Here is a 13664-nt window from a genome sequence, read left to right on the forward strand (position 1 = left end):
CTCGGTTTAAAGGATAACCATAAGGTAATGACGAGAAACTTATGACGCAGTCTACGCTGACGCTTTCCAATCTCTCACCTAAAACCCCTCTCGCGACCAGTGACGGTGCGACAGGCGAGGTAAAAGGTGATAAAAATACCGGCTTTTTAGCGGCGTTGCGCCAGTCCATTGATGGCAAGGGTGAGCAAGGCGACATACCGATTAAACTGACCCAAGATGGCAAGACTTTATTGGTTGATGGTCAGGCAATTGATGCCGAGGCGATGCTTGCTGATGGCATGTTTAGCGAAGCGGAAATGGCCGAAATTGCCGATATGACAGCCATGGAAGAGAGCCAAGCACTGCTGATGCGACTGAATCAAGCGGCAGCCATGCTTAATGGCAAATCTTTGCCTACTGCCGACGCTGAAAGTGTGCAGATAGACGGTGATAACACAGAAGGGGTGATCGACAGACAAGCGTTATTGACTGAGCTGGCCAAAAACTTGCCGGAGGGTGTGTCACCCGAAAAAGTACTCGATCAGTTATCGCCGGATCAGTTGGCGGCGTTGGCAAGTCAAGTAAGAGCGACGCAATCACTTGACGCTGAGAGTGCTGCACATCGCAAAGATAACGCGCTTGAATCGGATGGAAGCGCGATAAAATGGTCAACCGCCAAAGCGCAACAAGATACAGATAATCCAGCATCTCTAAGCAAAGAAAAGGAAACGCTGGCGAAAGAAGGCCAGCTGAAAGAGGGCGTCACAAAAGAAGGCGCGATATTATTAAAGAGTAGCGAGCTGACCGATAAACCGCGCCATGATGCAAAATCAGCAGCGACCCCCAATGCCAATCCAGCGTCGTTATTATCAGGAAAAATGGGCCAGTCGGATGACCTCAGCAAAGCCGCATTAAAAGCGATGGCAGAGCAAGCGGGTCAAGCGGACAGCGCATTGACAAGTGGCAGTGCTTCTAGCGCAGCAGAGGGAGTCACACGCCCTGAAAACTTAGCGCAACAATTGGCCAGTGGTTTAGGGTTGTCGTCGGCCCAGTCCGCCACGGCACGACAAGATATGCAAGCAGCGCAGAGTGCACAGGCGCCCCTCCCGCTAGGACAAACTTCCACAGAAGCTGGTGCTGCCTTGACGGAGCGTATTAACATCATGCTGTCAAAAAACCTCAAGCAGGTTGATATTCGGCTTGACCCTCCTGAGCTAGGGCGAATGCAAATTAAGTTGGGAATGAACAACGATCAAGCGACGGTTCACATTACAGTCGCCAACCAGCAAGCGCGAGACGCGGTTGAACAAGCAATGCCGCGGCTTCGTGATATGCTACAGCAACAAGGCTTACAGTTGGCTCAAGGATCCGTTCAGCAGCAAGACAGTGGCGCGCAGCAAATGGCTTCAGGACAACAAAATCATACTGGGGCAGGGGCGTCAGGCGACCCGTCTCTTGGGTTGAAGACCGCTGACGACCATGATGACGCGATGTTAGCAGGGCACGTGTTAAACGTTTCACACAATGATCGCGCTGTCGATTACTATGCTTGATAAAAACGCACCAATAATGAGGAGCATGAATAGCCATGGCAAATGACAACGCAACCTCGGAACAAGGCGGGGGCAAGAAAAAGCTCATCATTATCATTGTTGCTGCTGTGGTGTTATTGGCGGCCGTAGGCGGTGGGGCTTTTTTCTTTTTATCGGGTGACGATAAAAGTCAGGACGATATTGTCTTGGAGGAAGAAAATAACACGTTTCCGGCCATTTATGTCACTCTACCTCAGCCGTTTGTCTTTAACGTGACCGGTGATGAACAACAACGGCTGGTGCAAGTGAATGCACAATTATTGGTGCGTGGTAGTGAGAGAGAAGCGCTAGCGAAGGAAAATTTGCCGCTGGTAGAACATGCGTTACTCAATACCTTTGGTGCTGCCACAGTTGAGCAACTGCGGACCCCTCAAGGTCAGCTAGAAGTCCGACGTCAATCCGCTGAGAATGTGCGCGCGGCTTTAATTAAAGTAACGGGTGAGCCGGTGGTAGAGCGGGTTCTCTTCACTGGGTTTGTGATGCAATAGGTGATGACGTGACTGACTTACTCAGCCAAGACGAGATTGACGCGCTCCTTCACGGCGTTGACGACGTCGATGACGACGATAATGAGCCCGAGGTTGGAGAAGATGGGGCGGTCTCCTTCGACTTCTCGTCACAAGATAGAATTGTGCGCGGGCGCATGCCGACGCTCGAGCTTATCAATGAGCGTTTTGCGCGTCACATGCGCATCAGCTTGTTCAATATGCTGCGGAAAACCGCCGAAGTTTCGATAAACGGCGTGCAGATGATGAAGTTTGGCGAGTACCAAAACACGTTATACGTTCCGACCAGTTTAAACATGGTACGGTTTCGTCCACTAAAAGGGACTAGCTTAATCACCATGGAGGCCCGACTGGTCTTTATTTTGGTTGAAAACTTCTTTGGTGGCGATGGCCGATTTCATGCCCGGATCGAAGGGCGCGAATTTACCCCAACCGAACGACGCGTCATACAGATGCTGCTGAAGCTGATGTTTGAGGATTATAAAGACGCGTGGGCCCCTGTTATGGAAGTGGCCTTTGAGTATCTTGATTCGGAAGTCAACCCAGCGATGGCAAACATTGTCAGTCCATCGGAAGTGATTGTGGTCAGTTCATTCCACATCGAACTGGATGGCGGAGGCGGTGACATTCATATGGTCATGCCTTATTCGATGCTGGAGCCAATCCGTGAGCTCCTCGACGCCGGGGTACAAAGTGACAAGATGGATACCGACGTGCGCTGGAGTAAAGCGCTACGTGATGAAATATTGGACGTGAATGTGGAACTCAGTGCAAAACTACTCGATGTGACCTTATCGTTGCGCGATTTGATGGAGTTACAAAAAGGGGATGTGATCCCGGTTGATATGCCAGATGCGTGTACGGTTTTTGTAGAAGATTTGCCAACCTATCGAGCGAAAATGGGCCAGTCTAACGATAAACTGGCACTGAAAATTGTTGAAAAACTAAAACGACCTGATATGGCGAAGTCTGATATTTCGCTATTACAGGATAAACCTGAGCTTCTCGATGATCTCGAGGAAGATTTACCGATTGATGATAAACAAGGTAAAACTCAGTGAATAAGACCAGTAAACAGGGGTAAGACGTCATGGATCAAAATGATGTAGATGATGATTGGGCTGCTGCCCTGGCTGAGCAGTCTGATTCGGAAGGATCAGACGACGTACAAGCGGCACCATTGGATGAGCTCACTGACGACAGTGAGAAGCAACTGGGCGCGGATGAACAACGTAAGCTCGATGCGATTCTCGATATTCCGGTGACCATTTCGATGGAAGTGGGACACACCCAGATTAATATTCGGAATCTTCTCCAGCTTAACCAAGGCTCGGTGGTTGAACTCGACCGTCTTGCAGGTGAAGCGCTCGATGTTCTGGTAAATGGTACCTTGATCGCCCACGGTGAAGTGGTGGTGGTTAACGATAAATTTGGTATCCGTCTTACCGATGTCATCAGTCAAACTGAGCGAATTAAGAAGCTACGATAAGATGATCGTGAACCGACGCGTTTGGGGTATATTGGTGGTGCCGATGCCCGCTTGGGCAGCGGCGCCAGACGTAAGCATAGTGACAATGCTGTTGTCTCTCGGGCTGGTGTTGGCATTAATCTTTGGGTTAGCGTGGCTATTACGTCGGCTTAAGCTCCCTGGCTTGGCGCAGCAAAGCAATGGGATCAAAATTGTCAGTCAATTAGCTATTGGCCAAAAAGAGCGGATATTAGTTGTGGACGTACATGGAGAGCAACTTGTCATCGGTGTCACAGCTTCTCAGGTGCAGCTATTAAAAGCGCTAGATAATCCTGTGCCCACAACAGCGCCGACTTCGCCAGACTCTCACTCTCGCTTTGCAAATCAGCTTAGCCAACTATTGAATCGAAAATGACGATACGCACGCTATTGGCAGTCTGGGTTTTGGTGGTGGCCACTTTGATGACACCGTTTGCTTTCGCCGAGCAAGAAGCCACGCCCGCCCAGGAAAGCATCACAACCGAGTCACTGAATGATAGCGGTGAAGCGGTTCGCCTGGAAACGCAGCGCAATACCGGAGGCGGGATCCCTGCGGTGACCATGCGAGTCAATCCGGATGGTAGCGAAGACTACTCCGTGACCTTACAAATTTTAGCGCTGATGACCGCGTTGGGGTTTTTGCCAGCGGTCGTCATTCTAATGACGTCATTTACCCGCATTGTGGTGGTGATGGCGATCCTTCGCCAAGCGATGGGATTACAGCAAACGCCGTCCAATCAAGTCATTATTGGCATCGCCATGTTTTTGACCTTGTTCATTATGTCGCCGGTGATCGATAAAATGAATACAGAGGCGGTACAGCCGTATATCAATGAGCAGATGACAGCGCGTGAGGCCTTCACTCGGGTGCAAGTGCCACTACGAGAGTTTATGCTCAGGCAAACCCGTGTCAAAGATTTGGAAACCTTTGTCAATATGTCGGGCGCTCAAGTTGACGAGCCAGAGCAGGTGCCAATGACTGTACTGATCCCCGCATTTGTGACATCAGAACTGAAAACCGCGTTCCAAATTGGATTCATGCTGTTCTTACCGTTTTTGGTGATTGACTTGGTGGTAGCGTCGGTATTGATGGCGATGGGTATGATGATGTTGTCGCCCATGATAGTGTCATTACCGTTTAAATTAATGCTCTTCGTGTTGGTTGATGGGTGGAATTTGATCCTTTCTACCCTCGCCGCCAGTTTTGGCTAAAGGAGGCAGCAATGGCCCCGGAAGCGTTTGTTGAACTGTTCCAGGATGCGCTTTACCTGGTACTACTGTTAGTGTCTGCGATTGTCGTGCCGGGTTTATTAGTCGGTTTGATCGTCGCTGTATTCCAAGCGGCAACCTCGATCAACGAGCAGACACTCAGTTTTCTTCCCCGTTTAATTGCGACGTTTATTGCGCTGATGTTTTTTGGTCATTGGATGACACGGATGTTGATGGAATATTTTTATCGTTTGATTGATCACATCCCAACCATTCTGTACTGACGGAAAGGCATATGGAATATCCGGCCTCGGTGATTTTATCTTGGATGGCTAACTACTTTTGGCCGTTTACACGCATCTCATCGATGATGATGGCGATGACGTTTTTTGGTGCCCGTTTCGTGCCTACCCGGATCCGTTTATACCTTTCTCTTGCGATTACCTTTGCGGTCATGCCTGCACTTCCTGCGGTGCCAGAGGACATCGAGTTAGTGTCATTTGYCGGATTTATGGTGCTCGCGCAGCAAGTCGTGATTGGCGTTGCGATGGGGCTAGTCACGCAGTTCATTAGCCAAACCTTCGTCATCCTCGGCCAGATCTTGGGGATGCAATCAAGTTTGRGTTTTGCGTCAATGGTGGATCCAGCCAACGGTCAAAACACGCCACTATTGGGTCAGTTTTATCTCTTCTTGGCCGTTATGTTATTTCTTTCCACCGATGGCCACTTGAAAATGCTTAACCTAGTGGTAATGAGCTTTGAGACGCTCCCCATTGGCGAGATGATAGGGGCCGCAGATTATCGCAGCCTCGCATCATGGTTTGGGATCATGTTCGAGGTCGCATTGAGTATGTCGCTGGCGGGTGTCATTGCTTTGTTGGTGGTCAATTTGTCTTTTGGTGTGATGACCCGAGCGGCGCCACAACTTAATATTTTCTCACTTGGCTTTGCATTTGCATTGTTGATGGGGTTGTTGATCAGTTGGTACTTACTGTCCGGTATGTTGACGCACTACAACAACCATTGGCAAACCGGGCTCAATCAAATTTGCTCCCTTATCCGGCTGAATTGCGAGTTTAACTAATGGCAGAAAGTGACGGTCAGGAAAAAACAGAAGACGCCACACCCCGAAGACAGGAGCAGGCGCGGGAAAAGGGCCAAGTACCGCGCTCAAGAGAATTAGCGTCAGTGGCTGTTCTGGTGGTGGGTGCCGTCAGTTTAATGTGGTTTGGACAAGCGTTGGGCGAAGCGTTAATGGCGCTGATGACGCGCTTGTTTTCACTTTCGCGTGCTGAAATCTTCGATAGCTCAGAGCTGATGTTGGTAATCGTTGGTGAGCTACTGCATCTAATTCTGCCTCTAGGCTCGATCCTTGTGGTGTTATTTATCTCCGGCCTCGTCGGCGCAGCAGGTTTGGGAGGTGTCAGCTTCTCTTGGGAAGCAGCGCGGCCCAAGTTATCAAAAATGAGCCCGATTTCTGGCTTCAAGCGTATGTTTGGTACCCAAGGGCTCGTCGAGCTGTTGAAGTCAGTGTTGAAAGTCTTGCTCGTCGCCGGCGTTGCGACCTATTTGGTCTATATCAACTTAGAAGAGTTTTTTGAGCTGACGATCGACACCTTTCCCAGCAATCTTTTTCACGCGTTAAATATTTTGTTGGACTTTGTGTTGTTGGTCTGTTGTTCACTGCTGGTGGTGGTGGTGATTGATGTGCCATTCCAAATTTGGCAACACAATGAGCAGCTGAAAATGACTAAACAAGAGGTCAAAGACGAGCACAAGGAGACCGAAGGTAGCCCTGAAGTTAAAGGGCGTATTCGCATGCTGCAACGGGAAATGGCGCAACGCCGGATGATGGCCGATGTGCCTCAAGCTGATGTTGTGGTCACTAACCCTGAGCACTATTCGGTGGCGTTACGCTACAACAGCGACATGGACAGTGCACCGGTCGTGATAGCTAAAGGCTCTGATTTTACCGCACTGAAGATTCGTGAAATTGCAGCAGAATATGATGTTGCTATTGTACCTGCCGCACCGCTGGCACGCGCGCTGTATTTCAGTACCGAGCTAGAGCAGCAGATCCCAGACGGTTTGTTTACTGCCGTTGCTCAGGTGTTAGCGTATGTCTTCCAGCTCAAGCAATACAAAAAAGGTCGAGGCCGACGGCCCACGCGCCCAGATGACACCTACTTACCCATCCCTACTGATTTGAAACACGATTAACTATTGTCATCGGGCGCGTGAACGAAGTCCCGCTATCGGGTTGCTTGTCGGTGTTTTTTGGCTGGTAAACGCGCCAAAAAGCTGACACATTGTCCGCTTTTTCTGGCGTAAAAATTGCTTGCTTTGCACTCTCATTTTATTTCCGCGTGGCAACTGGCCCACGTTCACCAATCATGGACTTGAACGCCTGACATGTTAAAAGCCAAGTGGCGATTGCCATTTTCTGACAAGGTGCCTTACCACCGTCTGGGTGCGATGCCAGCGATCGGCGCACCGGTACTGGTATTGGCCACCTTAGCAATGGTGGTGCTGCCTGTACCGCCGATGCTGCTCGACTTAATGTTTTCTTTCAACATTGCCTTGTCGTTGATTGTATTGCTGGTCACCATTTATACCCGTCGTCCTCTTGAATTTGCTGCCTTCCCCGCGGTGTTGTTAATTGCAACCTTGATGAGACTAGCACTTAACGTTGCCTCTACCCGGGTGGTTTTGCTTTATGGTCACGAAGGCCCCGATGCAGCCGGTCAGGTCATTGGTGCATTTGGGTCAGTCGTGATTGGTGGCAACTACGCTGTCGGTCTGGTTGTCTTCATGATTTTGATGATCATTAACTTTATGGTTGTCACCAAAGGTGCAGGCCGGATTTCCGAGGTCACGGCGCGTTTTACCTTGGATGCGTTGCCCGGTAAGCAAATGGCCATTGATGCCGACTTGAACGCAGGGTTAATCGATCAAGAGCAAGCGCGTGCTCGTCGCCAAGAAGTGACGCAAGAGGCTGACTTCTATGGCTCGATGGATGGTGCGTCCAAGTTTGTTAAAGGCGATGCGATTGCCGGGATCTTGATTCTTTTTATCAACATTGTTGGTGGGCTGTCTATCGGTATGGGCCAACATGATTTAGGATTTTCAGACGCGATAGAAGTGTATACCTTGCTCACCATTGGTGACGGTCTTGTCGCGCAAATCCCTTCATTGCTGTTATCCATTGGTGCCGCCATTATGGTGACGCGTCAAAATACCGATGAGGATATGGGGCAGCAGGTGGTGTTCCAGCTGTTTGATAATCCACGTGCCCTCATGATTGCCTCCGGTATTCTGACGATCATGGGCGTGGTGCCTGGTATGCCACACCTGCCTTTTCTATTTTTGGCGTTGGCTTGTGGTGGACTGGCATATTGGAAATACCAGCAGTATCAAAAAGCACAACAAGCGCCAGAGCAGTCTGATGTCCCTGATGCAGCCCCTCCGGCACCAAAAGAACTGTCCTGGGATGATGTTCAACCGGTTGATGTCATTGGCCTCGAAGTGGGCTATCGGCTCATCGCTATGGTCGACCGAGACCAAGGGGGCGAATTGTTAGATCGAGTGAAAGGGGTGCGTAAAAAACTCTCGCAAGACTTTGGCTTTTTAATCCCGCCCGTGCACATTCGCGATAACCTAGAGTTACCACCGCATAACTACCGCATTACGTTAATGGGCGTCGCGGTCGGTGAAGCAGAGGTACACCCCCAGCATGAATTAGCAATTAATCCAGGCCAAGTGTTCGGACCCATTGACGGTGAACCGACGCAAGATCCGGCGTTTGGCTTAGAGGCCGTCTGGATAGAGCCGAGCCAGCGCGAGCACGCGCAAGCCTTAGGCTACACAGTGGTTGATTCAGCAACGGTACTGGCGACACACCTGAGCCAAATGCTCACCAATAATGCCGAGCGACTACTCGGCCATGAAGAAGCACAGAACTTGATAGATATGCTGGGTAAACAAGTTCCTCGTTTGGTGGAAGGGCTTATTCCCGACCAGGTCCCACTAAGCGTGTTAGTCAAAGTTCTACAGAACTTGCTCAGTGAAGCGATTCCTATCCGTGACATCCGCACCATTGTGCAGACCATGGCGGAGTACACAGGAAAGAGTCAAGATCCCGACATCCTAACGGCAGCAGTGCGGATTGCTCTGCGTCGCTTGATTGTCCAAGAAATCAATGGCAGCGCGCCTGAGCTACCGGTTATCACCCTTGTTCCTGAACTGGAACAGATGTTGCATAAAACAATGCAGGCGTCCGGTGGGGAGTCAACAGGCATAGAACCTGGTCTTGCTGAGCGGTTACAGTCTTCACTGGCTGAAGCAACTCAGCAGCAAGAACTACAAGGTGAGCCTGCGGTATTGCTGACATCGGGTGTGTTGAGAGCCACGCTCGCAAAATTTGTCAAGAATACGATTCCGACGTTACGTGTGTTGTCTTACCAGGAAGTACCGGACGAAAAACAAATTCGTATCGTTAATGCGGTTGGCAACAATTAACCTCTTTTATGAGTAGGGCCGTGCTTTGAAAATAAAACGTTTTTTTGCAAAAGATATGAGAGCTGCGCTGAGCCAAGTGAAAGAAGAACTGGGCGCGGATGCCGTTATCATGTCTAACAAAAAAGTGACAGGTGGGGTAGAGATTGTCGCGGCTGTGGATGCAGACACTGAGCCGATGCCGGATAAGCCTGCTTCTAAGGCGCAGCAGCAGTCGGCAAACGCCTATTCACAGGCACATCGGCAATTGGCTGATGATCAAGTTCAATTGCGCCAGCGTCAGCAAAGCCACGCGCGTCAAAATGGGCAAAGCAAGCGACCGCCTCGCTTTTCTGCGATACTTGATGAGTATCGGGAACAATCACAGCCAACTGAACCCGAAACCGAAGCTGACTCTCTCACTGCCTTGCTACAGCGTCAGCAAAAGCAATCAGGTCTTGGTTCGCGCTCCCAATCTCCAACTGACGCGCGTCAGTCGGCACTGGGTCGTGGCTATGAGCCTCGTCGCCAGTTAAAGAGCAATGGTCGCTCAGGTTGGCAAGATGCATCACCAGCGCCTCGTTCATCGCCCGCTAAACCGCAGCTCGATCCGTCCCGGTTTGAAAGACGGCAATCGCAAGCCTCGGATAAAGAAATTGATGCCATGCGTCAAGAAATGGCCTCGATTCGAAGCTTACTTGAACACCAGTTATCGGGGTTGATGTGGCAAGAGGTGGAACGTCGAGAGCCATTAAGAGCGATGCTAATCAAACGCTTAGAGCGGATGGGGCTATCCTCTGAACTGGCCGATCAACTGGCGTGTTATATCCCAGAAGAAACGCCGCCGAATGAGGCGTGGCAAGCGCTGTTAGATTTAGTGGCTGATCAAGTGATTACGGTTGATGAGAACATGCTAGAAACCGGGGGTGTGATTGCCTTACTTGGTCCTACGGGGGTGGGGAAAACGACCACCATTGCTAAGTTAGCCGCGCGCGCCGCGATGGAATTTGGCCCTGAGGATATTGCCTTAGTCACCACGGACACCTTCCGTATCGGTGCCCATGAGCAACTCGCCACGTATGGGCGAATCCTTGGCTGTCCCGTTAAAGTCGCTAAAGATGCGGATGAGCTTGCCGATATCCTCTATCAACTGCGTCATAGACGCTTGATATTGCTAGATACCGCCGGAATGGGACAGCGTGATCTTCGGTTGTCGGAGCAACTGGATACCCTGATGCAAAACAGTGGCTCACATATCCGTAGCTTGCTGGTGTTGCCTGCGACATCACAGCGGCGCGTATTGCAAGAAACCATCGAACACTTTCGCCGTATCCCTTTATCGGGATGTGTTCTGACCAAGCTAGATGAGTCGCTCAGCCTCGGTGAACTGTTGTGTGTCACTATCGAAAATGCCCTGCCTGTGGCCTATTTAGCCGACGGGCAACGTGTGCCGGAAGATATCCGCCAAGCCACGGGACAGTTCCTGGTTGCAAAAGCCAGCGACATGTTGGAATCAGGTGCGGATCAGCACCGTCACTTCTGGAACAGTGATGTCCCAGAGTCGAATGGGGCGGACTTTTATGATTGAGACAAGCATGCAAGATCAAGCAAGCGGCCTGCGCCGTTTAACCAATCCGTCACGCACCAAGGTTATTACCGTAACCGGGGGAAAAGGTGGCGTAGGGAAAACCAATGTCACACTGGGAATGGCCGCGTCTATGGCCCGCCAAGGTAAAGAGGTCATGGTGCTAGATGCCGACCTTGGTCTCGCTAATGTGGATGTGTTACTTGGCCTAAGAGCGGGTAAGAATCTGTCTCATGTGCTTCAAGGCGTCTGTGATCTAAAAGATATTATTCTCGAAGGTCCGCACGGTATGAAAATCGTCCCTGCATCGTCTGGTCTTCAAGGTATGACAGAGCTGACACCGGCGCAACATGCTGGTTTAATTCGCGCTTTTGGTACACTCGAAGAAGAGGTTGATGTACTCTTAGTGGATACTGCCGCGGGGATTTCAGACATGGTACTGAGCTTTTCGCGCGCCGCACAAGATGTCGTCATAGTGGTCTGTGATGAACCTACATCAATTACTGATGCGTATGCATTGATTAAATTACTCAGCCGTGAACATGGTGTGACACGCTTTAAAGTTGTTGCAAATATGGTCAGAAGCTACCGTGAAGGACGAGACTTGTTCACAAAATTAACGCGAGTCACTGAAAGGTTTCTCAATGCTAATCTAGAATTAGTAGCATGTGTTCCCGTTGACGAAAGGGTGAGGCAATCCGTGAGAAAACAAAAAGTTGTCATTGACGCATTTCCTCGCTCCCCCGCATCATTAGCCATGAATGCGCTCGCAAATAAAGCGCTGACATGGCCGGTACCACGTAATCCGGGAGGCCATCTGGAGTTTTTCGTTGAGCGATTGCTGATCAAAAATGATGACGCAGGAGAGTTAGTTCGTGAATAAAGCGCTCACGTATAGCCGCGTAGGGGTAGATCGCCAAGCGGTACTTGAGCGTTATTCGAGTTTGGTTAAGCGCATCGCGCATCATTTGATGGGGCGCTTACCACCGAGCGTTCAAGTAGAAGATTTAATCCAAGCTGGCATGGTGGGTCTTCTTGAGGCGCAGCAAAATTATGACCCGTCAAAGGGCGCAAGTTTTGAAACCTATGCTGGTATCCGTATTCGCGGCGCTATGCTGGATGATATGCGCCGCGGTGATTGGGTTCCACGGTCTGTCCACAAGGCGAGTCGAACGATCAGTGATAGCATTGCATCGTTAGAGAAAACCTTAGGGCGAGACCCAACTGATGTGGAGGTGGCAGAAAAGCTCGATATGAGTTTGGATCAATACCATCAGGCGCTTAACGACGTAAGCTGTGGGCGTTTAATCGGTATGGATGATCTGGGTGTCTCTGAAGATGCATTCACAACGGAGAGTCACCGTAACGACAACACTCCCTTTCAGGGCGTTGCGGAAGATAGTTTCAAGGCCGCATTAGCGGGCGCGATCAAAAGTCTTCCTGAAAGAGAGGCACTAGTTCTATCTCTTTATTATGATGAGGAATTGAACCTCAAAGAGATAGGCGCTGTGATAGGGGTCAGCGAATCCCGGGTCTGTCAGATTCAAAGTCAGGCTACGCAACGTTTGAGAGCCAAGCTAACCGCTTGGCATAGTGAGTAACTGTTTCGACAATAAAACGAGACCTCACCGGAGGCAACCTTGGATAAAAACATGAAAATTCTCGTTGTTGATGATTTTTCAACAATGCGCCGTATCGTAAAGAATCTTCTTCGTGACTTGGGTTTCAACAATACCGTTGAAGCAGATGACGGCTTAACCGCGCTGCCAATCCTTAAAAAAGGCGGTATTGATTTTGTCGTGACCGATTGGAATATGCCGGGCATGCAAGGGATTGACCTGCTTAAAGAGATCCGCAAAGACGATGAACTTAAGCACCTTCCTATATTGATGATCACCGCCGAAGCGAAACGCGATCAGATCGTAGAAGCCGCGAAAGCTGGCGTGAACGGTTACATTGTAAAACCTTTTACTGCCGCAACGTTGAAAGAGAAGCTCAATAAGATCTTCGAGCGCATGTAATCAGTAACGTGCACAGTCAAAAGGAAACGTCATGATCAACCTGGACCAAGCGAAACAATTGGTCGCGTATCTTGAGAGTGGAGAGCAAGATAACGCTAACACGCTTCTGACTGAGATAGCGAAAGAAGCGCGTGACCCGCTGTTTAATGAAGTGGGCAAGTTGACCCGCCAATTACACGACTCTATTACTGACTTTCGCTTGGATCCCAGAGTAAGTGATTTAGCGAATGTCGATATACCTGATGCTCGCGATCGGCTGACGTATGTGATGCAGAAAACCGAATTAGCGGCAAACAAAACCATGGATGCGGTCGAGCGTACCATGCCGATTGCTAGTGATTTGCAAGACAACCTGCAAGCGGTACGACCTAATTGGAACAGCTTGATGCGGGGCGACATTGCCTTGGATGAGTTTAAGCCATTGTGTCACAGCATTGAGGGTCTATTGACCCAGGTTGAGGGGGGGGCAACAGAACTGCATGCTCACCTTACTGAAATATTAATGGCACAAGATTTTCAGGACTTAACGGGGCAGGTAATCCGACGTGTTATTGAATTAGTGCAGGAAGTGGAACAGCAACTGGTTGAAATACTGACTGCGTTTGGCATGGATAGCGCTGCAATCGAAGCAGCATCGGCAACACAAGCAGATGATACCACCAGTAAATCAGCCCCTGAGGGTCCTGTGATTCATCCCGAAGAGCGTGATGACGTGGTTCACAACCAAGATGATGTTGACGACTTATTATCGAGTTTGGGTTTTTAGAGGTG

General features: G+C 50.0%; 15 protein-coding genes. All 15 read left to right on the forward strand.

Annotation, left to right across the window (positions count from 1 at the left end; genetic code table 11):
* Positions 1 to 41 precede the first annotated feature (41 nt).
* A complete protein-coding gene (locus BZG77_RS04065) occupies positions 42 to 1532 on the forward strand; it encodes a flagellar hook-length control protein FliK (RefSeq protein WP_077646299.1) in 1491 nt (496 codons plus the stop codon).
* A gap of 35 nt (positions 1533 to 1567) precedes the next feature.
* Positions 1568 to 2059, forward strand: coding sequence for a flagellar basal body-associated protein FliL (gene fliL, locus BZG77_RS04070; protein WP_077646300.1), 492 nt, complete (start codon positions 1568 to 1570; stop codon positions 2057 to 2059).
* Between the two features lie 8 nt (positions 2060 to 2067).
* Complete coding sequence (gene fliM / locus BZG77_RS04075) at positions 2068 to 3138, forward strand: flagellar motor switch protein FliM (RefSeq protein WP_077646301.1); 1071 nt, start codon at positions 2068 to 2070, stop codon at positions 3136 to 3138.
* Positions 3139 to 3167: 29 nt separating this feature from the next.
* Positions 3168 to 3566 carry a flagellar motor switch protein FliN gene (gene fliN, locus BZG77_RS04080; RefSeq protein WP_077646302.1) on the forward strand — a complete coding sequence of 133 codons (399 nt, stop codon included), beginning with the start codon at positions 3168 to 3170 and terminating at the stop codon, positions 3564 to 3566.
* Between the two features lies 1 nt (position 3567).
* Entirely contained in the window at positions 3568 to 3960 is a 393-nt protein-coding gene (gene fliO, locus BZG77_RS04085) for a flagellar biosynthetic protein FliO (RefSeq protein WP_158011412.1), read from the forward strand.
* The gene (fliP, locus tag BZG77_RS04090) at positions 3957 to 4796 is read left to right on the forward strand and encodes a flagellar type III secretion system pore protein FliP (protein WP_077460311.1); all 840 of its coding nucleotides are present in this window, start codon (positions 3957 to 3959) and stop codon (positions 4794 to 4796) included. Before fliO ends, fliP begins: the two co-directional genes overlap by 4 nt.
* Positions 4797 to 4807: 11 nt before the next feature.
* Complete coding sequence (gene fliQ / locus BZG77_RS04095; protein ID WP_021023068.1) at positions 4808 to 5077, forward strand: flagellar biosynthesis protein FliQ; 270 nt, start codon at positions 4808 to 4810, stop codon at positions 5075 to 5077.
* Positions 5078 to 5088: 11 nt separating this feature from the next.
* Positions 5089 to 5877: a flagellar biosynthetic protein FliR gene (gene fliR, locus BZG77_RS04100; protein ID WP_077646304.1), complete on the forward strand. Its 789-nt coding sequence runs from the start codon at positions 5089 to 5091 to the stop codon at positions 5875 to 5877.
* Positions 5877 to 7013, forward strand: coding sequence for a flagellar biosynthesis protein FlhB (gene flhB, locus BZG77_RS04105; protein WP_077646305.1), 1137 nt, complete (start codon positions 5877 to 5879; stop codon positions 7011 to 7013). The genes fliR and flhB overlap by 1 nt, the downstream gene beginning before the upstream one ends.
* A gap of 192 nt (positions 7014 to 7205) precedes the next feature.
* The gene (gene flhA / locus BZG77_RS04110) at positions 7206 to 9311 is read left to right on the forward strand and encodes a flagellar biosynthesis protein FlhA (RefSeq protein WP_077646306.1); all 2106 of its coding nucleotides are present in this window, start codon (positions 7206 to 7208) and stop codon (positions 9309 to 9311) included.
* A gap of 25 nt (positions 9312 to 9336) precedes the next feature.
* Positions 9337 to 10875: a flagellar biosynthesis protein FlhF gene (gene flhF / locus BZG77_RS04115; protein ID WP_077646307.1), complete on the forward strand. Its 1539-nt coding sequence runs from the start codon at positions 9337 to 9339 to the stop codon at positions 10873 to 10875.
* Positions 10868 to 11755, forward strand: coding sequence for a MinD/ParA family protein (locus BZG77_RS04120; protein ID WP_077646308.1), 888 nt, complete (start codon positions 10868 to 10870; stop codon positions 11753 to 11755). Before flhF ends, BZG77_RS04120 begins: the two co-directional genes overlap by 8 nt.
* Positions 11748 to 12473 carry an RNA polymerase sigma factor FliA gene (locus BZG77_RS04125; RefSeq protein WP_077646309.1) on the forward strand — a complete coding sequence of 242 codons (726 nt, stop codon included), beginning with the start codon at positions 11748 to 11750 and terminating at the stop codon, positions 12471 to 12473. The genes BZG77_RS04120 and BZG77_RS04125 overlap by 8 nt, the downstream gene beginning before the upstream one ends.
* A 51-nt stretch (positions 12474 to 12524) precedes the next feature.
* Positions 12525 to 12893 carry a chemotaxis response regulator CheY gene (locus tag BZG77_RS04130; protein ID WP_077646310.1) on the forward strand — a complete coding sequence of 123 codons (369 nt, stop codon included), beginning with the start codon at positions 12525 to 12527 and terminating at the stop codon, positions 12891 to 12893.
* A gap of 31 nt (positions 12894 to 12924) precedes the next feature.
* Positions 12925 to 13659: a protein phosphatase CheZ gene (locus tag BZG77_RS04135; RefSeq protein ID WP_021023076.1), complete on the forward strand. Its 735-nt coding sequence runs from the start codon at positions 12925 to 12927 to the stop codon at positions 13657 to 13659.
* Positions 13660 to 13664 lie beyond the last annotated feature (5 nt).

The organism is Salinivibrio sp. IB643 (assembly GCF_001996105.1).
Lineage (GTDB): Bacteria > Pseudomonadota > Gammaproteobacteria > Enterobacterales > Vibrionaceae > Salinivibrio > Salinivibrio costicola.